Source organism: Kosakonia sp., from assembly GCF_032104925.1.
Lineage (GTDB): Bacteria > Pseudomonadota > Gammaproteobacteria > Enterobacterales > Enterobacteriaceae > Kosakonia.
The window spans coordinates 223,399-249,798 of the sequence record NZ_DAMCGF010000005.1 but is presented as its reverse complement, the minus strand read 5'-3'; the positions used below and the strand labels follow the sequence as shown (position 1 = coordinate 249,798).

Annotated in this window: 15 protein-coding genes; 12 read left to right on the top strand and 3 right to left on the bottom strand. The window is 57.2% G+C overall.

Annotated elements, in window-relative coordinates:
* Positions 1–2: 2 nt before the first annotated feature.
* The 5 genes from bcsA (RT644_RS12750) to RT644_RS12730 are packed head-to-tail and all read left to right on the top strand — an operon-like array spanning position 3 to position 9,877.
* Positions 3–2,114, top strand: a complete 2,112-nt coding sequence (bcsA, locus tag RT644_RS12750) for a UDP-forming cellulose synthase catalytic subunit (RefSeq protein WP_313626915.1) — start codon at positions 3–5, stop codon at positions 2,112–2,114.
* Entirely contained in the window at positions 2,111–4,396 is a 2,286-nt protein-coding gene (bcsB, locus tag RT644_RS12745) for a cellulose biosynthesis cyclic di-GMP-binding regulatory protein BcsB (protein WP_313626914.1), read from the top strand. The genes bcsA (RT644_RS12750) and bcsB (RT644_RS12745) overlap by 4 nt, the downstream gene beginning before the upstream one ends.
* Positions 4,397–4,410: 14 nt before the next feature.
* A complete protein-coding gene (locus tag RT644_RS12740; RefSeq protein WP_313626912.1) occupies positions 4,411–8,394 on the top strand; it encodes a cellulose biosynthesis protein BcsC in 3,984 nt (1,327 codons plus the stop codon).
* Positions 8,394–8,873 (top strand): cellulose biosynthesis protein BcsD, encoded by a 480-nt coding sequence (bcsD, locus tag RT644_RS12735; protein ID WP_045507607.1) that lies wholly within the window; start codon positions 8,394–8,396, stop codon positions 8,871–8,873. The genes RT644_RS12740 and bcsD overlap by 1 nt, the downstream gene beginning before the upstream one ends.
* A gap of 8 nt (positions 8,874–8,881) precedes the next feature.
* Positions 8,882–9,877: a glycosyl hydrolase family 8 gene (locus RT644_RS12730; RefSeq protein ID WP_269232095.1), complete on the top strand. Its 996-nt coding sequence runs from the start codon at positions 8,882–8,884 to the stop codon at positions 9,875–9,877.
* 39 nt (positions 9,878–9,916) lie between these two features.
* Here RT644_RS12730 and bcsG read toward each other — a convergent pair whose 3' ends face one another.
* The 3 genes from bcsG to bcsE are packed head-to-tail and all read right to left on the bottom strand — an operon-like array spanning position 9,917 to position 13,342.
* A complete protein-coding gene (gene bcsG / locus RT644_RS12725; protein WP_044489520.1) occupies positions 9,917–11,596 on the bottom strand; it encodes a cellulose biosynthesis protein BcsG in 1,680 nt (559 codons plus the stop codon).
* Positions 11,589–11,786 (bottom strand): cellulose biosynthesis protein BcsF, encoded by a 198-nt coding sequence (gene bcsF, locus RT644_RS12720; protein WP_017458256.1) that lies wholly within the window; start codon positions 11,784–11,786, stop codon positions 11,589–11,591. The genes bcsG and bcsF overlap by 8 nt, the downstream gene beginning before the upstream one ends.
* Complete coding sequence (bcsE, locus tag RT644_RS12715; RefSeq protein WP_313626909.1) at positions 11,783–13,342, bottom strand: cellulose biosynthesis c-di-GMP-binding protein BcsE; 1,560 nt, start codon at positions 13,340–13,342, stop codon at positions 11,783–11,785. The genes bcsF and bcsE overlap by 4 nt, the downstream gene beginning before the upstream one ends.
* Before the next feature lie 172 nt (positions 13,343–13,514).
* On the opposite strand from bcsE, the gene bcsR reads away from it, so the two are divergent.
* From bcsR to hmsP, 7 genes are all read left to right on the top strand, one after another.
* On the top strand, positions 13,515–13,703 hold the full coding sequence (gene bcsR, locus RT644_RS12710; RefSeq protein WP_017458258.1) for a cellulose biosynthesis protein BcsR: 189 nt from the start codon (positions 13,515–13,517) through the stop codon (positions 13,701–13,703).
* Between the two features lie 12 nt (positions 13,704–13,715).
* A complete protein-coding gene (gene bcsQ / locus RT644_RS12705; protein ID WP_313626907.1) occupies positions 13,716–14,480 on the top strand; it encodes a cellulose biosynthesis protein BcsQ in 765 nt (254 codons plus the stop codon).
* Positions 14,477–17,080, top strand: a complete 2,604-nt coding sequence (bcsA, locus tag RT644_RS12700; protein ID WP_313626906.1) for a UDP-forming cellulose synthase catalytic subunit — start codon at positions 14,477–14,479, stop codon at positions 17,078–17,080. The genes bcsQ and bcsA (RT644_RS12700) overlap by 4 nt, the downstream gene beginning before the upstream one ends.
* A 25-nt stretch (positions 17,081–17,105) precedes the next feature.
* Positions 17,106–19,490, top strand: coding sequence for a cellulose biosynthesis cyclic di-GMP-binding regulatory protein BcsB (gene bcsB, locus RT644_RS12695; RefSeq protein ID WP_313626905.1), 2,385 nt, complete (start codon positions 17,106–17,108; stop codon positions 19,488–19,490).
* A 5-nt stretch (positions 19,491–19,495) separates the two neighbouring features.
* Entirely contained in the window at positions 19,496–20,602 is a 1,107-nt protein-coding gene (bcsZ, locus tag RT644_RS12690) for a cellulose synthase complex periplasmic endoglucanase BcsZ (protein WP_071925241.1), read from the top strand.
* Positions 20,584–24,072: a cellulose synthase complex outer membrane protein BcsC gene (gene bcsC / locus RT644_RS12685; RefSeq protein ID WP_313626904.1), complete on the top strand. Its 3,489-nt coding sequence runs from the start codon at positions 20,584–20,586 to the stop codon at positions 24,070–24,072. Before bcsZ ends, bcsC begins: the two co-directional genes overlap by 19 nt.
* Before the next feature lie 220 nt (positions 24,073–24,292).
* Positions 24,293–26,299 carry a biofilm formation regulator HmsP gene (hmsP, locus tag RT644_RS12680; protein WP_045507635.1) on the top strand — a complete coding sequence of 669 codons (2,007 nt, stop codon included), beginning with the start codon at positions 24,293–24,295 and terminating at the stop codon, positions 26,297–26,299.
* The last annotated feature ends 101 nt before the right edge of the window (positions 26,300–26,400 follow it).

Here is a 26,400-nt window from a genome sequence, read left to right as displayed (position 1 = left end):
GTATGAAAAAGTTTCTCTCTATTTTGCTGGTTCTGGCAGTGCTGCCTGTTGCCCTGTTGGTGGTGATCACGCCCATGGACAGCCAAAAACAGTACATTTTTGGCCTGATCAGCATCGGCATTCTCTGTTTAATGGGCTTGAGCAAAAAGCGCAGCATTTCGGTGATCATGGTGGTGATGTCGGTGCTGCTCTCAACGCGCTATATCTATTTTCGCCTGACACAAACCCTGCACTTTAATTCCGAAATTGAAACCATCCTCGGTATGGGGCTGTTTCTCGCGGAACTCTATGTCTGGGTAATGCTGCTGCTCAGCTACCTGCAAACGGTCTGGCCGCTGAAACGCGAACTCGTACAGTTGCCGGACGATATGGAGCTGTGGCCGACGGTCGACGTCTATATCCCGACCTATAACGAACCGCTGGATGTGGTACGCGATACGGTGCTGGCTGCGCAGTGTATGGATTACCCGCGCGATAAGATGAAAATCTATCTGCTCGACGATGGTAAACGCAGTGAATTCGCCGTGTTTGCCGCCGACGCTGGTGTCGGCTACATCACCCGCAACGATAACGCGCACGCCAAAGCCGGTAACCTCAACCATGCGATGAAGCTCACCAACGGCGAGCTGATCTGCGTTTTTGACTGCGACCACGTAGCGACGCGCATCTTCCTGCAGGCCACGGTCGGCGGTTTCCTGAAAGACCCGAAACTGGCGCTGGTGCAGACGCCACACTACTTCTATTCGCCCGATCCGTTCGAGCGTAACCTCTCCGTCGGGCGCAATATTCCTAACGAAGGGGCGCTGTTTTACGGCCCGATTCAGCGCGGCAACGACAACTGGAACGCCACCTTCTTCTGCGGTTCGTGCGCGGTGATCCGCCGTAGCGCGCTGGAAGAGATTGGCGGTTTTGCCGTGGAAACGGTCACCGAAGATGCGCATACCGCCCTGAAAATGCAGCGTCTCGGCTGGGGTTCGGCATTTATTGATATTCCGCTTGCCGCAGGCCTGGCGACCGAGCGTCTGGTGCTGCATGTGATCCAGCGAACCCGCTGGGCGCGCGGTATGACGCAGATTTTCCGTCTCGATAACCCGCTGTTTGGCCGTGGGCTGACCATCCAGCAGCGCCTGTGCTATCTGAGCGCGATGCTCTATTACCAGTTTGCATTGCCGCGCATTGCCTTTGTCACCGCGCCGCTGGCATACCTGCTGTTTAACCTGAATATTATTCACTCTTCGGCCAGTCTGGTATTTGCCTACGCGCTGCCACACCTGTTCCTGGCGGTGTACGTTAACTCACGGCTGAATGGCCGCTTCCGTTACAGCTTCTGGGGCGAGATTTATGACCTGGTGATGGCGTTTCACATTGCGCTGCCGACCGTGGTAACCATGCTGTTTCCCAAACGCGGCAAGTTTAACGTCACCGACAAAGGTGGGCTGCTGGATGTCGGCTATTTCGACTTCAGCGTGGTGCGCCCGCATTTGATCATTGCCTTGCTGCTGGCAGCGGGTGTGGTCGCCGGGATTGTCCGCGCCTGCGCGCATGACTACTTTGGTGTGGATCCGCGCGTTATTGTGCTGAACGTTGGCTGGGGCTTGTATTGCCTGATCTTCTTGCTGGCGGCGATTGCCGTTGCGCGCGAAACCCGCCAGACCCGCAAAACCATCCGTATTGATGTCGATATCCCGGTGCTTATCCACTACGCCAGCGGGATCACGTCGCGCAGCCAGACGGCGGATTTGTCGATGGGCGGCTGCCGTATCGTGGCCCCGGACGATCGCCATCTGAATGATGAAATCGAAGCGATTGAACTGCTGCTGCAATCCGGCGCGATCACGATTCCGGTGCAGACCGTCGCCAGCGACGAGCAGCATATCCGCCTGATGTTCGACGATATTCCGCTATCGCGCCGCCGTGAACTGGTGCGCGTGGTGCTCTCCCGCGCCGATGCGTGGATCCACCCGCCAAAGCCGCAGGACAACCCGTTCCGCTCCCTGTTGACCATTGTGCGTTGCGTCTTTGACCTCTTCTGGCTGACGTGGAAATCACGCCGCGAAAACCGCCGTTTACGCGCGCAGCATACGGCAAAAGTTGCGCAGGAGGAGAGCGTATGAAATGGCTAACCGCACTTGCTGCGCTGCTTGGCGCGCTGTTTATCGCGCCGTTACACAGTGAAGAAACGACGGTTGAATCGCTGCTGCCGCTGGATCTGCCGCCGCCAACGATAGCGCAATCCACGCCGACATTTGTGCCTGCGGTGATGAGTAGTGTCAGCATCGCGCAGATGGGCCAGCCGCAAGGGATCACCCTCAGCGGCGGGCAATTCCAGGGCGGCGTTGATTTTACCCTGCCGGTCGACCAGGTAATGACCAGCGCCCGGCTGGCGCTCAACCTGCGCATCTCCCCGGCGCTGGCGGCACGTAACGCCACCATGCAGTTGATGCTCAACGGCCAACCGCTCGGCACTGTGCCGCTGACGGCGACCGACAGCGATCTGGCCCGTTACCAGCTTGATATTCCCGCTGCGCTGATGGTCTCCAGTAACAGCCTCAGCTTTAAGATTAACGATGGCGACGCCATGCAGTGTCAGCGCGACCTGAGTGACAAATACCGTGTCACTATCCTGCCGGATTCGCGTTTTGAACTGGAAGGGCAGCAACTGGATATCGGCGCGGATCTGAGCCATTTTCCGCGCCCCTTCTTTGACAGCATGCAGATGTCACCGGCGGCGATTGCGGTAGCATTCGCGTCAAAGCTGAGCCCGGATACCATTAGCGCCGGGGCGCTGATCGCCTCGTGGCTGGGGATTCAGGCCGATTATCGCGGCGTTTCGTTCGCGGCCTACCATGACCGTCTGCCGGAAAAAAACGGCATTCTGATTGGTCACCCCGGTGAGCAAATTGGTGGTTTAACACTGCCGCAAACCAGCCAGCCGCTGTTGAAAATTATCGATAACCCGGCGAATCCGGTTTACAAACTGCTGCTGGTGGTGGGGAAAGACGAAAGCGAATTACGCGCGGCAGCATGGCGTTTAACGCGCGGCAACTTTGCGCAGCAAACCCCGGCGGTGGATGTCGATGCCCAGACGATCCCGTTGAGCAAACCGTACGATGCGCCGCGCTGGATCCCAACCGATCGTCCGGTGAAGTTATCGGAGCTGATCCGTAAAGATCAAAGCCTGACTGCCACCGGGATCTGGCACCCGCCGTTGCAGGTGGCGTTCCGCGCCGCACCCGATCTGTTCTTGTGGGACGGTGAAACCATCCCGCTGCATATCGGTTACCGATTCCCGACGGAAAACTGGATTGACGAACAACGTTCGTGGCTGAGCATGACCCTGAACGACACGTTCCTGCACAACCTGCCGGTCAATAAGCAGGGGGCGCTGGAGACGCTGTGGCACAAACTCGGTGGCGATGCGCGTCAGGAGCAGTTTGATATGCCGCTGGAGCCGTACATGATTTACGGCGACAACCAGCTTTCGCTCTATTTCAACATCGTGCCGAAAAAGGACGCGCCGTGCAGCACTTTGCTGAATAACAACATTAAAAGTCGCATTGATGACGATTCGTGGATCGATCTCAGCCACACCCGCCACTTTGCGCTGTTGCCGAATCTTTCCTATTTCGTCGGGGCTTCTTTCCCGTTTACCCGCCTGGCGGATTACTCAGAAACGGTACTGATGCTGCCGGTTAACCCCAGCGAAACGCAGATCGCCACGCTGTTTGATATGGCGGCACGCTCAGGCAACGCCACCGGAACCGCGCTCGGTCACAACCGCGTGGTGTTCGGTGTGCCAACCGGCGGCAGTTTTCTGGAACTGCTGCGGGATCGCGATGTGCTGGCGGTAAGCGGTATGGATCAGCATGACTTTAACCGTGCGCTGCTGGCGAATTCGCCGTTTGTCACCCACGACAGCACCCTGGGCGTGCGTGAGCCTTCCAACTGGCAGAAAGTGCAGCGCTGGATAGCGGGCGACTGGGCGGCTGAAGGGCTGGAAGCCGATCGCTACTTCTCTTCCAATGAAGCGTGGCGCGGCTTTATCAGTTTCCGCTCGCCATGGAACGATGCCCGACTGGTGGTGCTGGCGCTTGGCAGCAACGACGAGCAGTTATCGCATCTGCATGACGATCTGGCGTCGGCAAAAATCAACGCCGGTATTCGCGGTGACGCCGCCATCATCACCAATGAAAATGGCGTGCGCAGCTTCCGCGTCGGCGAACAGTTCCCCAGCGGCGAAATGCCGCCCCATCTGAAAATTGTCTGGTACGCCAACCAGCACTCGGCGCTGCTGGCGATCCTGAGCCTGCTGGTCGGGTCGCTGGTGGGGGGAATGGTGTATCGCATGCTTAAAAAACGCGAGCGTAAACGTCTGGATGCGGGGAACAGCAAGTGAAAAGGGTGACAATAATGCCTAAAAAAACCGCCCGTCGGCTGACAACAATTTGCCTCTCCGGCGCGCTGACGCTGGCGACCTCTGGTATGGCACAGGCCGCGCCAAATGACGCGGCGCTCAAGGCACTGTTTGATCAGGCGAACTACTGGCACGAAAAGTCCCACGACGACCTGGCGATGGAGTCGCTCAAAAAGGTGTTAATGGTCGATGCCAACAACACCCAGGCGATGTACCTGATGGCGCTGTGGGCGCAGCAAAATGGTGATTTACAAACCGCCGCGCAGTGGCGCGCCAGGCTGGCTAAAACCGCGCCGGACGATAGCGGTTTGCAGGCGCTGGATAATGCAAAACAGCTGGCGCAGGTGCCGCAAGGGCAGTTAACGCTTGCCCGTCAGCAGGCGCGCAGCGGCAATGTTCCGGCGGCGCTGGAAACCTGGCGCAGCCTGTTCAATGGCGACACACCGCCGCCGAGCCTCGCGCCGGAATACTATTTAACGATGGCGGGCGATAAAGCGCTCTACCCGCAGGCGCTGGCAGAAATTCAGCGCTTCGTCGCCCAGCATCCGCAGGACAATGCCGCCCGCGTGGCGCTGGGCAAGATGTTGACCTGGCGTGAAGCAACGCGCCGCGACGGGATTTTGCTGCTGGAGCCGATGGCCAGCGGCAATAAAGAGGCGGATGAAGGGCTACGTCAGGCGCTGCTGTGGCTTGCGCCGCAGGCTGGCGATGAACGCTTTTACGATACCTGGTTGCAGCGCCATCCGCAGGATAGCGAGATCCAGGCGTACTACCGTAAAAATGTCGGTGGCAGCGCGAAAGGCGCGGGCTTTAGCGCGCTGAATAGCGGCGACAGCAATGCCGCAAAACGCCAGTTTGAGCAGGTACTGCAAACCAACCCGGAGGACGCCGATGCGCTGGCGGGCATGGGTTATATTGCCCAGCGCAACGGCGATTACCAGGCGGCGGCACAGTATCTGAACCGGGCGGCGAGCCAGGGCGGCGAGGCTTCAGCAGAACGTAAAGCGCAGGCGGAAGACGCCGCGTTTTATGGTCAACTGGCGCAGGCGCAGCAAGCGTTAAAAACGGGCAATGTCAGCCAGGCGCTGGCACTTTCCGCGCCGCTGGCGCAGCAGAGCGGTGAGCGCGGCACCGCCGCCAAACTGTTCCGCGCCGATGTGCTGCGCCAGAACAAAGATTACCCGCAGGCGGAACAAGCGCTGCGCGAGATCCTCAACGAGCAGCCGCAGAATGCCCCGGCGCGGGAAAACCTCTACTACGTGCTGCGCGATCAAAACAAAGCGGCAGAAGCGCAAAGCCTGCTGCGCACGTTACCGGCGAGTTTGCAGGAAAAACTGCAACCGCGCGTGGTGACGGGGACGCCTGGCGACCCGCTGCGTCGGCAGGCGCAACAACTGGCAGCGAGCGGAAATACGTCGCAGGCCATTGCCGTGCTGCGCCAGGGCGTGGCGCGTCTGCCGGATGATCCGTGGTTGCGCCTTGATTTGGCGCGTTTGCTGCAACAAGCGGGTCAGGAAAATGAAGCCGCGAACGTGATGCTGCCCGCGCAAAATCCACGAGCCGGAGCCAGCTCACTGTATGCAGCCGCGCTGTTCGCCAGTGAAAATGGCGGCTGGCAGCAGGCCAGTTCGCTGCTGTCACGTATTTCGCCGGCCAGCCAGAACGGCCAGATGCGCGACCTGGCGCAGCGGGTTAATTACAACCTGCAAATGGCGACCGCTGAGCGCTACCTCGCTCAGGGCAATATGACGGCGGCATCCAATACCCTGAAAGCGCTGGCGGCCACACCGCCGAAAAGCCCGGTCGATGCCGGGAAACTGGCGCGAATGCTGGCGCAGACGGGCGATACCACCACCGCCGTCGCGCTGGTGCGTGAAAGTATGAAACAGGGCGTGCAGGGCAACATCGGCGATTATGCCGATCAGGTTGCGGTGCTGAACCAGGCGGGGCTTAACCAGGAGGCGCAGGCCTTTGTTTCCCGCCCGGACGTGCAGGCGCGCAGCACGCCAGCCCAGCTTGCCGGGGTGCGTAATGGTTATGTAATCAACGAAGCGGATCAACTGCGTGAGCAGGGCAATTATGCCGCCGCGTATGACAAGCTGATCCGCGCGTTGCAAAACGACCCGCAGAACACGGATTTGATGTTCGCGATGGGGCGTTTGTATCAGTCCGGCAAGATGAACAAAGAAGCGGGCGTGCTGTATGACTACCTGATGACGCGCGACAGCGAAGATCAGGCGGCGCGCGTCGGGGCGATTGATGTCGCGCTGGCGGAAAATAACGTCGACAAGGCGCAAACCTTAGCCAACGGCCTGCGCAGTAATAATTCACCGGATCGCTTGTTGCTGCTGGCGCGACTGGAAGAGGCGAAAGGCAATCATCAGCAGGCGATGACCTATCTGCGCAGCGCGCGCGGTAAGTTGGTGGGGCTGGAGTCGAACAACAGCGCGGCAACACCGACAATCGGCGGTGTGTTGCTGGCGGATAACCCGTTTACCACCACCAGTAAAAGCGCGGCGCCGCAGTCGCTGTATGGCCAAACGCTGCCGTGGCAAGTTGCGCAGGTGGCACACGAACCGGGCAGTAATTTGCCGGGCACCACGCGTACCGATCTGCCAGTCGAAACGGCGCAAACGCGAACACTGCGCCAGGTCGACGACATGATGCAGCAGATGAACGAGAAAACTGGCATGTGGTTGCAGGGTGGCGTGGAAATTCGTGGCCGCGACGGGGAAAACGGCACCAGCAAGCTGACGGAAGCCAAAGCGCCGCTCACCTGGTCCAGTTCGCCGTTTGGCGATGCACGCTTTGAATTTACCGCGACACCGGTTTCGCTCAGTTCCGGCAGCGCTTCTGGCGATTCATGGCGGCGTTATGGCGCGAACCCGCTGGCGAATGGCGTGAGTAACATTGCGGCCTCGATTAAAAACGCCAACCAATCCACGGCAACCGACGGCAGCGATAAATTTACCGATCTCGCCGGTTATGCCGATGCCAGCAAATTGTCGCCGTTTACCGAAACGGGTTACGACAATCTCACTTCGCTGCTGTCATCGAGCCGTTTGCAGAGTTTGAGCGCATCAAACTATAAGGCCAACTATAGCGATCCGATTAAGTCTTCCACCGATTCGCAAAACGCCAGCGGCGTGGAGCTGAATATGGCGCTGAGCGGCGACAGCTATAAGCTGGATATCGGCAGCACGCCGCTGGGGCAGGATTTAACCTCGCTGGTCGGCGGCGTGAAATGGTCGCCGAAACTGACCAATTACCTGACGCTTATCCTTACCGGCGAGCGTCGCGCGGTGACCGACAGTTTGCTGTCTTACGTTGGGCTGCGGGACGCTTACTCCGGCGAGCGCTGGGGGCAGGTCACCAAGAACGGCGGCAGCGTGCAACTGAGCTACGACGACGGCGACGCGGGGTTCTACATTGGCGGCGGCGGATACAGCTATCTCGGCAAAGATGTGGCGAGCAACACCAGCGTGAACGCCAATGCCGGGGTTTATCTGCGTCCGTGGCACGACGATTTCCGCCAGTTACAGACGGGGCTGAACGTTGGCTGGATGAACTACTCGAAAAACCTCAGTTACTTCACTTACGGCCAGGGCGGTTACTTCAGCCCGCAGAACTACGTGAGCGTGTCGCTGCCGGTTGATCTGTCGCAGAAAATTGATAACTGGAAACTCAGTATTGGCGGCGCGGTAGGCTACCAGTCCTATACGCAGGACAAGAGCAATTATTTCCCGACAGAACCGGAAGCGCAGAAGATGCTGCAACAGCTCGCCGATATGGGCTTTGTGAAAGAGGCGCAGTACCAGGGCGGTTCGCAGAATGGCATTGGCTATAACTTCCATGCCGGGCTCGATTACAACGTGAATAAAAATATGTCGGTAGGTGGGAAAGTCGGTTATGACACCTTCGGCAGTTACAACGAAAGCACTGCCGGGATTTGGCTCCGGTATATGCTGGGGGATAAATAATGACAACCAACACTGCTAACACGCTGCTGCTTGGCTATTTCCAGCAACAGCAAACCCCGCCGGGCTGGTTTGATTTGCTGAGCGTGATGATTGACGGCATGGTGCGAAACGTCGGCGAAGCGGAAAGCCTGCCGTTCCTGCGCCAGATGGGCGAAGCATTAGCGGACCGTGTACCGCTTCCGGCCTCATCGACGGTCGGCGAGCTGGAAGCGAACATTAATGCGCAACTGGCGGTGTTCAACTGGGGGTTTATTGATATCGAAACCACTGAACACGGCATGGCGTTTCGCCACCAGGCGCTGCCGGTGGCGCGTGAAGAGGCCTACCAGACCCGTTGGTGCTATGCGTTTTGCGCCATTCTTGAAGGGCTTTATTCGCGCTGGCTGCGAAGCCAGGGCGGTGAGGCGAGCCTCGTGTTTACCCGCGAAAGGCTCTATTCTGTGGCGGATGTTCTTTTCCGTTACGCTAACCCACAGTGAGTTTGCCCATGTTAAAGCGCGTTTTCACCGCAATGGTGGTGATGGTGAGTCTGCTATTTGCATCCGTTTCCCAGGCCGCTGGCGCCTGGGAGAGTTATAAAGCGCGGTTTTTGATGCCGGATGGTCGTATTGTCGATACCGGCAACAAAAACGTCTCCCACACCGAAGGCCAGGGGTTCGCCATGCTGATGGCGGTCGCCAACAATGATAAAGCGGCCTTTGACAGCATGTGGAACTGGACCAATAAGACGCTGAAGAACAAAGCCAATGGCCTGTTTTACTGGCGTTATAACCCGGTGGAAGCCGATCCCATCGCCGATAAAAACGACGCTACCGACGGCGATGTGCTGATCGCCTGGGCGCTGCTGAAAGCCGGGGAGCGCTGGAATAACGCCGCGTACCTTGCCGCGTCCGATGCGATAACCCAGGCGGTGCTCAAACATACGGTGGTGAGTTTTGCGGGTTACCGCGTGATGTTGCCGGGTGCTAACGGTTTTAACCTCAACACCTATGTGAACCTGAATCCGTCCTACTTTATTTTTCCGGCGTGGCAGGCTTTCGCTGAGCGCAGCCATCAGGTGGTGTGGCGCGATTTGATCAAAGACGGGCAAACGCTGCTTGGCAACATGACGTTTGGCAAAGCGCGCTTACCGACGGACTGGGTTTCACTTTCGGCGGACGGCAAACTGAATCCGGCGAAAGAGTGGCCGCCGCGCATGAGCTACGACGCGATCCGTATTCCGCTGTATGTGAGCTGGCAGGATCCGCACAGCGCGCTGTTAACGCCGTGGCGCAACTGGTGGCAGGGTTTTAGCCGCAGCCAGACTCCCGCATGGGTGGATGTGGCGACCAACGATAACGCGCCGTACAACATGAATGACGGTTTACTGGCGGTGCGGGATTTAACGTTGGGTGTAACGCCTGCACAACCGCAGATCACCGCGCAGGATGATTACTACTCCGCCAGCCTGAAAATGCTGGTCTGGCTGGCGCAGCAGCGCTAAATCGATAACCTCTCCCCGCCAGGGGAGAGGTGTGCAGGATCACTGCGGGTAGGGCACCCAGTCACCGCCGTTCAGGCGAACATACGGCTTATTCTGGTACTGCAACACAATGGCGTTGGCGTTTTCGGACACCGGCGCGGTTTGCGGCAGATTACTGGTCAGTTGCTGCCAGTTGACGTTGTCCTCGGTAAAAATTTTGCCATCCAGCACGCGGGTAACAATCTCGGAGATAGCGAGGAAACTGCTCGGCTGCGTAATGGTTATCGGCGCGCCCTGATGCGGTGATTTCATACCAAAGAATTTAATCGCCGTCGGCACGTTGGTAATCGACGGGCTTGGGATATCGCGCAGGCCGGAAACCTGCATTTTATCGCCCTGTAGCGCCGCGCCGTGTTCCGGCACCAGCACCACCATCACTTTGCGCCCGGATTTATCTAGTTGTGTGAAGAACGCATCCAGCTCATCAAACAACTTTTGCGCGCGCAGTTTGTAATCGGCGGTTTTGCGGTCGCCCGGATAGTGGTTGCCATCGTGCAGCGGCAGCAGGTTGTAGAAGGTCGCGGTGCGCTGGCCCTGTTTAAAGCTGTCGGACTCCATCCAGCGGTTCAGCACCGCCGTGTCGTCATAAATCGGCGAGCCGTCAAAAGAGAGCAGCACCGGCGGCAGACCCGCCTGGTTCATCAACGGCGCCTGCATGCCGCCGTTGTCGCGCACTTCTTTGAGGAAACCGCCGAACTCACCGTTGTGATCCATCATCAACTGTTGGCTGAAGCCAAGTTTCGACAGGTTATCAAACAGATAGCACTGCGTGTTGGCCTGCTGGTAGAGGTTTTTATGCGACGGCTGGCCGCAGCTGGCGCGCAGCAGGCGAATCGCCGCCGGGCCGCTGTAGGCGGTCGCCGAGTTGAAGTTTTTAAACTCAATATCAAAGTGCGACCACAGCGGGTGCGAGGCCAGACCGGCCGCTTCAATATCAGCCCATGAGAGGGAACAGATGTTAATGAACAGCAGATCGAACGGTTGTGCGTCGGCCGGAAGCTGCGCCGGGAAGGTGCTCTGGCGCTTCTCCTCGGCGGCGTAGAAACTTGCCAGCCACGCATTCAGATTCTCTGAGGTCGGCGGCGCGGTTTGCGCGGGAATATCGCCAACCACCGGCGTATCGCCCGTTGCTGCGACCGTTGCCGCCGCCGAACCGCCAGTGGTGGTGACGGTCGTGGTCGGTTGGCCGGCGGGCCACAGAGTAAACGCCGGCCCGGTCAACGTCAGCACGTTTAACCAGATCATAATCGCGACGACAAACACGGTGACGCGTATCCATTGCGACAAGAACAGCCAGGCAATCAGCATCACGAAAATCGCGCCAATCATCTGCCAGTTGATAAAACGCGTCACCAGATCCCACAAGTAATCGGCGCTGAAGCCCGCGACCTGCGAGCCCTGGCTCATCATACTTTCAAGACCCGGCAGCCAGGTATCGTGCCAGAACAGACCGAACCCGATGGGAATGGCAATCCAGTGACGTAAACGATGCAGGCGGACGCGCGGCAGCGGCATCAGCAGAAAAGCCATAAACACCAGATTCAGCAGCGGGTGAAAGTTAAGGTAGCCCGCCCACAACAGACCGAATTTCACCAGAAAATAGAAATTCCAGCCGGAAAGGCCGCGCCAGTATTGCCACAATGGCGAAGGCGTTGAAGTGGTCATAGTATGATTAGTCATGTTTTCGGTCTGCCTTGACGAACGATTCCCGGCGCAGCACGCCTGCCGGTTTTACATAGCGTGGTTTGGTAAACAGTATGCGCAACGCGCTGCGGATAGGGCGTATCCAGTGGCGTGTAAGGTAACCCAGCGGGAAAAAGATCAGGGCGCAAAGCACCACCAGCTGAATAATATCGCTGACTGACATCATGATGTGTGCTCCGTGGCTTTACTGAATAACCGCAACGGTTCCGGGATCCGACGCCAGCTTGTGCCGTCGTGCTCAGCATTAATGATTTTCTTCTCTGTGGCGGTGACAGGCAGCGGTTTCGCCCATTTATCCGGTGACAGCGTGCGCATTTGCACCAGCTCTGCGGCAATCTGGTTATCTTCAAACCACACCACGCGATTAGAAAAAATATCTGCCGTTGGCAGCGGGAAAATGTGGTTCAGCGCCGTGTCGAGATCGTTTACCCGGCAGAACGACAAAAACAGCACCAGACGATTATCGCTAAGGCTGACAATATCGCCTACGCGGTTTGGGCGGCACAGCGTTAGCGCTTGTTCAACGCGGATGCCTGGCACCGGGCGCAGCGCGACCAGCACCCCTTTGCCATCGGCGGGCAACAGCGGGTTATTAACCATATTCCCGACGGCGTCACAGAACACGTTCCACGGCTGAAAACCACGCAGTTTTAATGGCTGAGTCATGGACAGTAATGTGGTGATATCTTCCGGCACCAGACGGTTAAATTGCTGGCCTTGCACACTTTCAATCAACGTCAGACAACGGGAAAGAGGGGCGTTCCACGGGATCACCATATTGGCACCACAGCCGAGCAATAAGCGTTCGTCGGTAGCACGCAGGCTGGCCTGGGTTTCACGGACAATAATTTTCAGCCCGCTGCCGCGCTGGCGGCGCAGCGTGTGCACCTGGCGTGCGATGTTGTCGATTTGATTGTTTCGCGCAAGGGTGAAAATCAACGTCGCCGCCTGGCTGGAGCGCGCTTCTTCAAATAACGCTTCGTTGGTATCAAATAAGGTCCAGTGTTCCGACAGCGGCGGTGCGCCTTCCAGCACGGCGACATTACTTAATATGCGTTTCTCATCGCTGCGGGGTTGCACCGACGTTTCTTCTTGCTGCGCGAGCTGCCAGCGACCTTGATGATGATTAAGCACTAATTGCTGGCGCGCGCTAATGCCCTTTTCATTGCACCACCAGGCAACATCATAAAGATACATATCGTTTCGGTAGCGTAAACTCGCCAGTCCAAACAACGAACGGTATTCACTCATTAAAATGGATGATTGTTTGTCGTTATTACTGCCAGGATTAATAACCAGTAAGGAGCATTTATGATATTTCGCCCAGGCATGAGTTCTTTCTAACCATTGTTGTAAATCAGGCACCGATATATTCTGCCAGGCATTATTTTCCCCCAGCAGAATCAGTAAATAGTTTTCAGGTTCAAATGAACAAAGTAAATCGCGGGTGAAAAAGTATAGACTATTATTCTGATTCGGCATTGTGAAAATTCTGATTTTGTCAGGACCATACTCTTTATCTAATTTAATGATTTTCCGCAGGTCCTGACCCATACCGATTGCCGCCACCTGTGCGTCTTTGTTCTGGGCTGCAAGGGTTTGATTTATTAGACTTATTGCATCTTGTTGACGATCGGTGTTTACCCACCAAACGCCGCCCGCGGGCATATGACGCAATTCGTCCCATAATGACTCAATGCCAATAGAAAATATGGGCTCCACGATGTCCCTCTTGATGCAAAATTGTCTGTATCTCAGTTTACTAGCGAAAGCCGAGAAATAAACCTAACATTGAAATTAAAGAACATCAGATTTAGCATGTAAACGAATTTTCTCGGGTGCGATGCCCTGCTACTTCTGTACATGTATTTCTTTTCAAAGGGATCGGGCCAGAATGCATAACAATGAACCTAAAACGCAGTCAGACCCTACTCTGGGCTATACATTCCAAAATGATTTTCTGGCGTTAAGTAAGGCATTTTCATTGCCTGAAATTGATTACGCCGATATTTCCCAGCGAGAACAGTTGGCAGCGGCATTTAAGCGCTGGCCGCTGCTGGCAGAATTAGCCCGTCAACAATAAGGGATAACCAGGATGGCCATCTTGGGATTACAGGGGATTCGCGGTGGTGTGGGTACAACATCGATCACCGCGGCTCTGGCCTGGTCATTACAAATTTTAGGCGAATCGGTGCTGGTGATTGATGCCTGCCCTGATAACCTTTTACGCCTGTCATTTAATGTCGACTTTGAACATCACCACGGCTGGGCGCGCGCGGTACTGGATGGGGAAGACTGGCGCGATGCCGGCATGCGCTATACTTCGCAGCTCGATCTCCTGCCTTTTGGCCATTTGGCGGCAAATGAGTGGGAAAACCTCCATTTATTACACGAACCCCTTAGCCAACTCACCACCATTTTGCAGGCGCTGAAAACGCAGCAAAGTTATCAGTGGGTATTAATCGATATCCCGCACGGCGTTTCACCGCTGACGCGGCAGTTCGTGGCGCAGTGCGACCATCTGTTTACGGTGGTAAAACCCGACACCAACTGCCATATCCGCTTGCACCAGCAGCTTTTACCTGCTGGCGCACATATTTTGCTTAACGATCTGCGCATCGGCAGCCAGTTGCAGGACGATCTCTGGCAGGTATGGCTGCAAAGCCAGCGGCAGATCCTCCCGACCCTTATCCACCGCGATGAAGCGATGGCGGAATCTCAGGCGTCGAAACAGCCGTTGGGCGAATACCGGGCGGATTCGCTGGCGGCGGAAGAGATATTAACGCTGGCGAACTGGTGCCTGTTGCATTGCGCGCAGCCGCAAGAAGTAAGCGGTGAGCAGGATGGGAGCCCGCAATGAGCCGCCTTTCCGCCTGGTTGCTGATCCCGCCGGTGAGCGCGCGTTTAAGCGAGCGCTACCAGCGTTACCGTGAACACGGCGCTTCCGGGTTTAGCGCAGCGTCTGGCTGCTTCTGGGCGATCCTCGCATGGGTGTTTATTCCGCTGGAGCACCCGCGCTGGCAGCAACTCCGTGCGCAGCAGCATTTGTGGTTTCCGCATATTGATCCGGATAAACCGCGACCGCTCGATCCGGCGCGTTACCTGCTGCAAACCTTGTGGTTGCTGGTCATGCTGCCCTGGGGTGACAGAAAATCGCCTCGTCGCCAGCGTTTCGCCCGGGCGCGCGTGCTGCGCGGGCGCTGGTATCACTGGCTGGATACGCTGCCGGAGCGCGTAACGCATCGCACCGGTCATCTGGATGATAAAAAAGAGCTGGCGCATATTAGCCCGCGTACGCGCCGCTTTATTCTCGGCGTCATTGTGGTGTTCTCGCTGATCCTCGCCATTCTGTGTATTACGCAGCCGTTTAATCCGCTTTCGCAGTTTGTTTTCCTGATGCTGCTATGGGGCGTGGCGCTGCTGGTACGCCGAATTCCGGGGCGTTTCTCCGCCCTGATGCTGATCGTGCTCTCGCTAACCGTTTCCTGCCGCTATATCTGGTGGCGCTACACTTCGACGCTGAACTGGGACGATCCGGTGAGCCTGGTATGCGGCCTGGTGCTGCTGTTCGCGGAAACCTACGCGTGGATTGTGCTGGTGCTTGGCTATTTCCAGGTGGTGTGGCCGCTTAATCGCCAGCCGGTGCCACTGCCGAAAGATATGTCGCTATGGCCTTCTGTCGATATCTTCGTACCGACCTATAACGAAGATTTGAATGTGGTGAAAAACACCATCTACGCCTCGTTGGGCATCGACTGGCCGAAAGACAAACTGAAGATTTGGATCCTCGATGATGGCGGACGCGAAGAGTTCCGCCAGTTCGCCAAAAGCGTCGGCGTCGAGTACATCGCGCGAACCACTCATGAGCACGCAAAAGCGGGCAACATCAATAACGCGCTGAAACACGCGAAAGGCGAATTCGTGTCGATTTTCGACTGCGACCATGTGCCGACACGCTCGTTCCTGCAAATGACCATGGGGTGGTTCTTAAAAGAGAAAAAGCTGGCGATGATGCAGACGCCGCACCACTTTTTCTCGCCGGATCCGTTTGAACGTAACCTTGGCCGTTTTCGTAAAACCCCGAACGAAGGCACGCTGTTCTACGGGCTGGTGCAGGATGGCAACGATATGTGGGACGCCACCTTTTTCTGCGGTTCTTGTGCGGTGATCCGCCGTGGGCCGCTGGATCAGATTGGCGGTATCGCCGTTGAAACCGTCACCGAAGATGCGCACACCTCGCTGCGGTTACACCGCCTTGGGCATACGTCGGCGTATATGCGCATTCCGCAGGCGGCGGGGCTGGCGACAGAGAGCCTGTCTGCGCATATTGGCCAGCGTATTCGCTGGGCGCGCGGCATGGTGCAGATTTTCCGTCTTGATAACCCACTGACGGGCAAAGGGCTCAAGCTGGCGCAGCGTTTGTGCTACGTCAACGCCATGTTCCATTTCTTATCGGGAGTACCACGGCTTATCTTCCTTACCGCGCCGCTGGCGTTCTTGCTGCTACATGCCTACATCATTTACGCGCCAGCGCTGATGATTGCGCTGTTCGTACTGCCGCACATGATTCACGCCAGCCTGACTAACTCGAAGATTCAGGGCAAATACCGTCACTCTTTCTGGAGCGAGATCTACGAAACCGTGCTGGCATGGTATATCGCGCCGCCCACGCTGGTGGCGCTGTTCAACCCGCACAAAGGGAAGTTTAACGTCACTGCCAAAGGCGGCCTGGTGGAAGAAGAGTATGTGGACTGGGTGATTTCACGTCCTTACATCTACCTTGTGCTGCTCAACCTGTTGGGCGTACTGGTGGGGATTTGGCGTTATTTCTACGGCCCGGAAAACGAAATACTCACCGTCTTCGTCAGTATCGCGTGGGTGTTCTACAACATGGTTATCCTTGGCGGCGCGGTCGCGGTTTCTGTAGAGAGTAAACAGGTTCGTCGCTCGCACCGCGTTGAAATGTCGATGCCTGCGGTGATTGCCCGCGAAGACGGGCATCTTTTCTCCTGTACCGTGCATGATTTCTCCGACGGCGGGCTTGGCGTCAAGATTAACGGCCAGGCGCAGGTGCTTGAAGGGCAAAAAGTGAATTTGCTGCTCAAACGCGGCCAGCAGGAGTATGCGTTCCCCACGACCGTGGCGCGTGTTCACGGCAATCAAGTGGGCCTGCAACTGATGCCGTTGACGACCAAACAGCATATCGATTTTGTGCAGTGTACTTTTGCCCGCGCCGACACATGGGCGCTGTGGCAGGACAGCTTCCCGGAAGACAAGCCTCTGGAAAGTCTGATGGATATTTTGAAACTGGGTTTCCGCGGCTATCGCCACCTCGCGGAATTTGCTCCACCGTCTGTCAAAGTGATTTTCCGCTCATTCACCATGCTGGTGTCCTGGGTGGTGTCATTTATTCCGCGCCGTCCGGAACGGAATGTGGCAGTGCAGCAACCGATGACGTGATTGGCTTAACAATGATGAAAACGCGATGAAAAGAAAACTTTCCTGGATTTGTGCAGTGGCTATGGGGACGAGTGTTTTATCTCCGGTGATGACGTATGCAGCGCCAGCCCCGACGGTTCCGGCTGTTGCGCCCGCCACTGAACCGGTGGCAACGCCTGCGCCGGGACAAACGGAATCATTGACGCCAACCACGCCAACCGATGGCCAGGACGTTGTCGGACAGGTCATGCCGGGCGTACCGGGGGCGAATGCGCCGGTGGTCGCCGCCAACGCGCCGTCGCGCGATGTGAAACTGACGTTCGCCCAAATCGCGCCGCCGCCTGGCAGTATGGTGCTGCGCGGTATCAACCCGGACGGTGGCGTTGAGTTTGGTATGCGCAGCGATGAGCTGGTTTCGAAAGCGGTGCTCAATCTTGAGTACACGCCATCGCCCTCTCTGCTGCCGGTGCAATCGCAGTTGAAGGTTTATCTGAATGATGAACTGATGGGCGTCTTGCCGGTCACCAAAGAGCAACTCGGCAAGAAAACGCTGGCACAGGTGCCGATCAACCCGCTTTTTATCACTGACTTCAACCGCGTGCGGCTGGAATTTGTCGGCCACTATCGTGATGTGTGCGAAAACCCGGCCAGCAGCACGTTATGGCTGGATATTGGCCGCAGCAGTTCGCTGGATTTGACTTACCAGAAGCTGGCGGTGCAAAACGATCTCTCCCATTTCCCGATCCCCTTCTTCGACCCGCGTGACAACAGGGCGCTGACGCTGCCGATGGTTTTCGCTGGCGCACCGGATATTGAACAGCAGCAAGCCGCTGCGGTTATCGCCTCCTGGTTTGGCTCCCGCACCGGCTGGCGCGGGCAGAGTTTCCCGGTCATTTACAACGCGTTGCCGGACCGCAACGCGATCGTCTTCGCCACCAATGACAAACGTCCTGATTTCCTGCGTGATGCGCCGGCGGTGAAAGGGCCGACCATTAGCATGATCAACCACCCGAATAACCCGTACGTGAAGCTGCTGGTAGTGTCTGGTCGGGATGACAAAGATCTGATGCAGGCGGCGAAAGGTATCGCTCAGGGTAACGTGCTGTTCCGTGGCGATAGCGTCACGGTGGATGAGGTGAAACCGCTGCTGGCGCGCCAGCCTTACGATGCGCCGAACTGGATACGTACTGACCGTCCGGTCACCTTTGGCGAGCTGAAAACCTATGAGGAGCAGTTACAGTCGACCGGGCTGGAACCCTCGGCGATTAACGTGTCGCTGAACCTGCCGCCGGATCTCTATTTGCTGCGCAGTACCGGTATCGATATGAACCTGAATTATCGCTATACCGCGCCGCCGACCAAAGACAGCTCGCGCATGGATATCAGCCTCAACAACCAGTTCCTGCAATATTTCAACCTGACCAGCAACCAGGACACGAACCGTCTGCTGCTGCATCTCCCGGTGTTGCAAGGGCTGCTGGACAGCAAAACGGATGTCTCTATTCCGGCGCTGAAACTGGGCGCGGTGAACCAGTTGCGCTTTGATTTCCAGTATATGAATCCGATGCCGGGCGGCACTATTGAGAACTGCGTGACCTTCCAGCAGGTGCCAAACCGCGTGGTGATTGGCGACGACTCCACCATCGATTTCTCGAAGTATTACCACTTTATAGCGATGCCGGACTTACGCGCTTTCGCCAATGCGGGCTTCCCGTTTAGCCGGATGGCCGATTTGTCGCAAACAATAGTCGTCACGCCGCCGCAGCCGACACCTGCGCAGATGGGTACGCTGCTGGATTCGCTGGGTGCGGTGGGCGCACAAACTGGTTTTCCGGCAATCAATGTGCAACTCACTAACGATGGTAACCAAATCAAGGATAAAGACGCCGACATCATGATCATCGGCACCATTCCTCCGGCGTTAAAAGACGATAAGAAAATCGATCTGCTGGTGAATGCGGCGCAAAGCTGGGTGAAAACGCCGCTGCGCCAGACGCCGTTCCCGTCGATTGTGCCGGATGCCGCCGACCGTCAGGCCGATGCGCAAACCGGGATCACGTCAGATGGCCCGATGGCGGCGATTGTCGGCTTCCAGTCGCCATATCACGATCAGCGCAGTGTGGTCGCGCTGCTGGCAGACAGCCCGCGCGGGTATGAATTGCTTAACGGCGCGATGAATGACAGCGGCAAGCGCGCGGCGATTTATGGCTCGGTGACCGTGATTCGTGAATCTGGCGTAAGTGGCCTGCGCGTGGGCGATATTTACTACGTCGGCCACTTGCCGTGGTTTGAACGCATCTGGTACGCGCTGGCTAACCATCCGGTGCTGCTGGCGGTGCTGGCGGCAATCAGCGTGGTGTTGCTGGCGTGGGTGCTGTGGCGTCTGCTGAGGATCATTAGCCGTCGCCGTCTCGACCCGGATCACGAGTAACGAAAATGAGAACGCTACGTTGGTGGGTAATAGTGGCGTTGATGCTGGCGGCGGTAAATGTGCGCGCCGCCTGCACCTGGCCTGCCTGGGAACACTTCAAACAAGCCTATATCAGCGATGGCGGCCGGGTGGTTGATCCCAGCGATCAACGCAAGATAACCACCTCGGAAGGGCAGAGTTACGCGCTGTTCTTCGCGCTGGCGGCTAACGATCGCGACACCTTCGCCAGGGTGCTGCAATGGACGCAAAACAACCTGGCGCAGGGCTCGCTCAGCACCCATCTTCCCGCCTGGCTGTGGGGCAAAAAAGAGGACAATAGCTGGACGGTGCTCGACACCAATTCGGCGTCCGACTCCGATCTGTGGATTGCCTGGTCGCTACTGGAAGCGGGGCGTTTATGGAAAAACGACGAGTATAGCCAGACGGGTAAGGCGTTGTTAGCCCTCATCGCCAAAGAAGAAGTGGTGACGGTCCCAGGGCTGGGATCGATGCTGCTGCCCGGTAAAATCGGCTTTGCCGAACCGACCACCTGGCGTTTTAACCCGAGCTATTTGCCGCCGCAACTGGCGAGTTATTTTAGCCGCTTTGGCGCACCGTGGTCGACGCTGCGCGAAACCAACCTTCGCCTGTTGCTGGAAACCGCGCCGAAAGGCTTTGCACCCGATTGGGTACGTTTTCAGAAAGAGGGCGGCTGGCAGCTTAAACCCGAAAAGACGCTGGTGAGTAGTTATGATGCCATCCGCGTGTATTTGTGGGTCGGCATGATGCATGACCGGGACACGCAGAAAGCGCGCCTGCTGGAAAAATTCAAACCGATGGCCAGCGTGACTACGAAAAACGGCCGCGTGCCGGAAAAAGTGGATGTGGCGAGCGGAAAAATTCTTGGGGATGGACCGGTGGGGTTTGCCGCCGCGCTGTTGCCCTTTTTACAGGATCGTGATGCGCAAGCCGTACAACGGCAACGGGTCGCCGATCATTTCCCCGGCGACGATGCCTACTATAGCTATGTTCTGACCCTGTTTGGCCAGGGGTGGGACCAGCACCGTTTTCGCTTCACCCCTCGCGGTGAGTTACAACCTGACTGGGGCCAGGAATGCGCAACTTCACAGTAAGTTTACTCTGTTTCTCACTCGCGCTTGCGCTGGCTCCCGCCGCGCTTGCGGCCGATACTGGCGCGCAGCAACAACTGCTGGCGCAGGTGCGTCTTGGTGAAAGCACCAAACGCGAGGATCTGGTGCGCCAGTCGCTCTACCGCCTTGAGCTTATCGCGCCGGATGACCCGGAAGTCATCGCCGCGCGCTTACGCTATTTGCTGCGCCAGGGCGATAACGCGGGTGCGCAAAAGCAGCTTGATCGCATGAAACAACTGGCACCCGACTCCAGCACTTATAAATCGGCGGTGACCACCATGGCGCTCTCCACGCCGGAAGGCCGCCAGGCGCTGCAACAAGCGCGTTTGCAGGCCACTACCGGCCATACGCAGGAAGCGCTTGCGGCCTACGACGCCTTATTCAAAGGTAACCCGCCGCAGGGCGATCTGGCGGTGGAGTACTGGATGCTGGTGGCAAAAGTGCCCGCGCGTCATGCGGAAGCGGTTAAACGTTTGCAGGCGTTAAATGCCGCTAACCCTGGCAACGATCAGTTGCAGGGCGGGCTGGCGCAAATGTTGTTTGCCGACGGGCGCAGCGCGGAAGGTTATGCGGTGCTGGAACAGATGGCGAAAACCAGCAACGGCCGCGCAGCAGCAGCGAGCATCTGGTATCAACAAATTCAGGCGATGCCGACCAGCGACGCCAGCGTAAAAGCCCTTCAGCGTTTTCTGACGCTGTTCAGTTCAGGCGACACGGTAGACAGCGCCCGTACGCTGCTTGCCGCGCAGCAAAAACAGCTGGCCGACCCGGCGTTTCGCGCGAAAGCGACAGGGCTTGCGGCGGTGGATGCCGGGCAGGGCGCGAAAGCGGTGAGCGAGTTGCAGCAAGCGGTTAATGCTAACCGCGCGGACAGCGAAGCGGTCGGGGCACTGGGGCAAGCCTATTCACAAAGCGGCGATCGCGCCCGCGCGGTGGCGCAACTGGAAAAAGCCATCGCCATGGATCCGACCAGCGGCAATCGCAGCAAGTGGGACAGCTTGTTGAAAACTAACCGCTACTGGCTATTGATTCAGCAGGGTGATGCGGCGCTGAAAGCCAACAACGTGCAGCAGGCAGAGCGTTATTACCAGCAGGCGCGCAACACGGATAACACTGACAGCTACGCGGTGCTCGGGCTTGGTGATGCTGCCGCGGCGCGCAAAGATAATGCAGCGGCTGAAGGGTTCTATCGCCAGGCGCTGCGCATGGATAGCGGCAACAGCAACGCGGTGCGCGGCCTGGCGAATATTTACCGCGCGCAGTCGCCGGAAAAAGCGGAACAGTTTATTCAGTCGCTCTCTGCCAGCCAGCGGCGCAGCATTGATGATATTGAACGCGGGTTGACTAACGACCGGCTCGCGCAACAGGCAGAAGTGCTGGAAAACAGAGGTGAATGGGCGCAAGCGGCAGAGTTGCAACGTAAGCGGCTGGCGCTCGATCCTGGTAGCGTTTGGATAACCTACCGGCTGGCCAGCGATCTGCGCCAGGCGGGGCAGCGGGGCGAAGCCGATTCGCAGATGAACCGTCTGGTCACGCTCAAACCGCACGACCCGGAACAGGTCTACGCGTATGGCCTCTACCTTTCCGGCAATAACCAGCCACTGGCGGCGCTGAATCACTTAAATGCGCTGCCGAAAAGCCAGTGGAACAGCAATATTCAGGAGCTGGCCGACCGGCTGCAGGCCAACCAGTTGCTGGACAATGCCAACCGTCTGCGCGATGGCGGTCATGAAGATCAGGCGGTAGCGCTACTGGCGCAGCAACCGGCGTCTTCACGCATTGATTTAACCCTCGCCGACTGGGCGCAGCAGCGCGGCGACAACGGCGAAGCACAACGTTATTACCAACGTGTTCTGCAAAGAGAACCCGCCAATGAAGAGGCGTTGCTTGGCCTTGCGGAGCTGTATGCCGCAGACGGCAATCGCATGGCCGCGCGTGCGGCGCTGGCGAAACTGCCGGCAGCGACGCCCGCCCAGCCGCCGTCAATCAACACCCAGCGTCGGCTGGCGCTGGTGCAAACCCAGTTGGGCGATACCGCCAGCGCAAAACGGATCTTCACAGCCATCCTCCCGCAGGCAAAATCTCAGCCGCCGTCAATGGAGAGCGCGCTGGTCTTGCGCGATGCGGCACGTTTTGAGGTACAAAACGGCGAGCCACAGCAGGCACTGGACAGTTATAAAGATGCGATGGTGGCGTCTGGCGTCACGACGACGCGCCCGGTGGATAACGACACCTTTACCCGCCTGACACGCAATGATGAAAAAGATGACTGGCTGAAACGCGGCGTGCGCAGCGATGCCGCCGATCTCTACCGTCAGCAGGATCTGAATGTCACATTGCAGCATGAGTTTTCGGATTCCAGCGGCACGGGCGGGTATTCGGATTTGAAAGCGCATAACACCATGTTGCAGGTGGATGCGCCGCTGTCTGACGGGCGGATGTTCTTCCGGACTGACGTGATAAATATGGATGTCGGAACATTCGGTAAGAATGATGACGGTACTTATAACCCCCGTTTTGGTACCTGTGTCGATGTGCCTTGCGTTGGCGGGAATCGCCACCAGTCTGATAGCGGTGCCAGCGTTGCGGTGGGGTGGCGAAACAATACCTGGTCGATGGATATTGGCACCACGCCGATGGGCTTTAACGTTGTGGATATGGTGGGCGGAGTCAGTTACAGCAGCGATCTCGGGCCGTTTGGCTATACCGTGGATTTACATCGCCGCCCCATTTCGAGTTCCTTGCTGGCCTTTGGCGGGCAACAAGATCCGAGCAGCAACACCGGCAAAACCTGGGGGGGTGTGCGGGCGAATGGCGGCACGTTGAGTCTCAGTTATGACAAGGGCGAAGCGAACGGCGTGTGGGCGAGCCTCGGGGCGGATACGCTGGAAGGCAAAAACGTTGACGACAACTGGCGCGTGCGCTGGATGACCGGCTACTACTACAAACTTATCAACGAAAATAACCGGCGCGTTACCGTGGGCCTGAACAATATGATCTGGCACTACGACAAAGATTTGAGTTATTACACCCTGGGCCATGGTGGTTACTACAGCCCGCAGGAATATCTCTCTTTTTCGGTTCCGGTGTTGTGGCGTGAGCGTACCGAGAACTGGTCCTGGGAACTTGGCGGTACGGTGTCGTGGTCGCACTCCCGCACTAAAACGATGCCGCGTTACCCCCTGCTTAGCTTGATTCCTGCGAATTTCCGCACCCTGGCAAGCGAGCAGACCGAATCCGGCGGCAGCAGTAATGGCTATGGTTATACCGCGCGTGCGCTGATTGAGCGCCGGGTGACTTCCCACTGGTTTGTCGGTGCGGGTATCGATATTCAGCAGGCCAAAGACTACACCCCAAGCCACGCGCTGATTTATGTGCGTTATTCCGGTGCGGGCTGGCAGGGCGATATGGATATGCCGCTCCAGCCTCTGGTGCCGCACGCCGACTGGTAAAAAAGGAGTATTCCTGGCGGGAAATAACGGTATAAAGCGACAAGTCTATCGTTGTTAACCGCCAGCGATTCAATAAGTTATCACCTGCTTTCCCTGCAGTTTTCCGCTGAGTGAGATTCTGCTTAGCGGTTTATCTCAAGCGACGCGCGATAGAGTATACTCTGGCGGCTAAGTGCCCTTTTTTTCTGTTCTGCGCTCATTGTGTCTCTGGAGAGTGATTTTGCGTGTCAGCCGTTCTTTAACCATTAAACAAATGGCCATGGTTGCTGTTGTCTCTATGGTGTTTGTTTTTATTTTCTGCGTCATTTTGCTGTTCCATTTCTTACAGCAGAATCGCTATAACACGGCCACACAACTGGAAAGCATTGCCCGCTCCGTACGCGAACCTCTTTCAGCGGCGATTTTAAAAGCCGACATCCCCGAAGCAGAAGCGATTATCAAACAGATTAAACCGGCGGGCGTTGTCAGCCGCGCGGATGTGGTGCTGCCGAATCAATTTCAGGCCTTGCGCATGAGTTTTATCCCGGAACGTCCGGTTCCGGTGATGATCACACGGATGTTTGAACTGCCTGTGCAGATCTCCTTACCCATCTATTCGCTGGAGCGCCCGGCAAACCCGCAACCGCTGGCCTACCTGGTGCTGCAGGCGGATTCATATCGGGTTTACAAGTTCGTCATCAGCACCTTATCAACGTTAGTGACGGCTTACTTACTGTTGACGTTAATGCTCACGGTGGCGCTCACCTGGTGTATCAACCGGCTGGTGGTTCACCCGCTGCGAAAAATTTCCCGGGAGCTTAACGATCTTCCGGCGTCGGAACTGGCCGGGCATCAATTGCCTGTGCCTCGTCTTCATCATGATGATGAAATCGGCATCATGGTGCGCAGTTACAACCGCAACCAGCAGTTGTTGCTGCGTCAGCAAGAAGAGCTGAACACCCAGGCGACGCATTTCCCGGTTTCTGAATTGCCGAATAAAGCCTTCCTGATGGCGCTGCTGGAGCAAACGGTGACCCGGCAAAACCCCACCGCGCTACTGGTAATCGCCTGCGAAACACTGCGTGATACCGCCGGTGTGCTGCAGGAATCTCAGCGCGAGATGTTGCTGCTAACGCTGGTGGAGAAACTGAAATCAATACTGACGCCGAACAGGGTGCTGGCGCAGGTGAGCGCTTATGACTTTGCGATTATCGCCCACGGTGTGAGTGAGCCGTGGCACGCCATGACGCTCGGTAAGCAAGTGCTCACTGTAATTAACGAGCGTGTGCCGCTGCACGGCATCCAACTGCGTCCCAATGCCAGTATTGGTGTGGCGATGTTTTACGGCAACCTTTCTGCCGGGCAGCTTTACCATCGGGCCGCTTCCGCTGTCGTCAGCGCGCAGCGCAAAGGGAAAAACCAGATCCAGTTCTTCGATCCAGAGCAGATGGAGCGGGCACAGCAATGGCTGGCGCAGGAGAGCGACATTCTTACCGCGCTCGATGAGGGACGTTTCGCGATCTGGTTGCAGCCGCAGGTGGATGCGGCGAGCGGCGAACTGGTGAGCGCGGAAGCGTTGCTCCGTTTGCGCCAACCAGATGGTAGCTGGGCATTACCGGAAGGGCTTATCGAACGTATTGAGTCCTGCGGATTGATGGTCAACGTCGGCTATTGGGTACTGGAAGAGTCCTGCCGCCTGCTGGCGGGCTGGCAAGCGCGCGGCATTATGCTGCCGCTCTCGGTGAATCTCTCGGCCTGCCAGCTGACGCATCCCACCATGCTGGCCGATATGCTGGATTTGTTGCAGCGTTACCGTATTGCGCCGCAGACGTTGATCCTCGAAGTGACCGAAAGCCGCCACATTGATGATCCCCAGGCCGCAGTGGCGATTTTGCGCCCACTGCGTGATGCCGGGGTACGCATTGCGCTGGATGATTTCGGCATGGGTTATGCCGGGCTGCGCCAGTTGCATCATATGAAGTCGCTGCCGGTCGATGTGCTGAAAATCGACAAAATGTTTGTTGAAGGTTTGCCGGATGAAAACAGCATGGTGGCCGCCATTATCCACCTGGCGCGTAGTCTGGATCTGCGCATCGTCGCTGAGGGCGTGGAGAATGAAGCGCAACGGGCATGGCTGGCTGACGCGGGTGTGGATGTGGCGCAGGGCTTTTTATTTGGCCGCGCGGCGTCTGCCGAGGCGTTTGAACAGCAGTTCTTTGCTGGATCGGATAAGCCTGAAAACACGTAATTTGTTACGGGCTTGTGCGAGTCAGTTCAAAGTTTTTAACATTGTTGTTTCAGATTTGATGTAAGTTTATTTCTGTCATGTTTGACGGGTGTTATTTTTAA

Excerpts from the sequence above, each read along its gene's own strand:
- bcsF (WP_017458256.1), bottom strand. The coding sequence starts at position 11,786 with ATGATGTCAGTCAGCGATATTATTCAGCTGGTGGTGCTTTGCGCCCTG.
- bcsA (WP_313626915.1), top strand. The coding sequence starts at position 3 with ATGAAAAAGTTTCTCTCTATTTTGCTGGTTCTGGCAGTGCTGCCTGTT.
- RT644_RS12730 (WP_269232095.1), top strand. The coding sequence starts at position 8,882 with ATGTTAAAGCGCGTTTTCACCGCAATGGTGGTGATGGTGAGTCTGCTA.
- RT644_RS12740 (WP_313626912.1), top strand. The coding sequence starts at position 4,411 with ATGCCTAAAAAAACCGCCCGTCGGCTGACAACAATTTGCCTCTCCGGC.
- bcsG (WP_044489520.1), bottom strand. The coding sequence starts at position 11,596 with ATGACTAATCATACTATGACCACTTCAACGCCTTCGCCATTGTGGCAA.
- bcsC (WP_313626904.1), top strand. The coding sequence starts at position 20,584 with ATGCGCAACTTCACAGTAAGTTTACTCTGTTTCTCACTCGCGCTTGCG.
- bcsD (WP_045507607.1), top strand. The coding sequence starts at position 8,394 with ATGACAACCAACACTGCTAACACGCTGCTGCTTGGCTATTTCCAGCAA.
- bcsQ (WP_313626907.1), top strand. The coding sequence starts at position 13,716 with ATGGCCATCTTGGGATTACAGGGGATTCGCGGTGGTGTGGGTACAACA.
- bcsR (WP_017458258.1), top strand. The coding sequence starts at position 13,515 with ATGCATAACAATGAACCTAAAACGCAGTCAGACCCTACTCTGGGCTAT.
- bcsA (WP_313626906.1), top strand. The coding sequence starts at position 14,477 with ATGAGCCGCCTTTCCGCCTGGTTGCTGATCCCGCCGGTGAGCGCGCGT.
- bcsZ (WP_071925241.1), top strand. The coding sequence starts at position 19,496 with ATGAGAACGCTACGTTGGTGGGTAATAGTGGCGTTGATGCTGGCGGCG.
- bcsB (WP_313626914.1), top strand. The coding sequence starts at position 2,111 with ATGAAATGGCTAACCGCACTTGCTGCGCTGCTTGGCGCGCTGTTTATC.
- bcsB (WP_313626905.1), top strand. The coding sequence starts at position 17,106 with ATGAAAAGAAAACTTTCCTGGATTTGTGCAGTGGCTATGGGGACGAGT.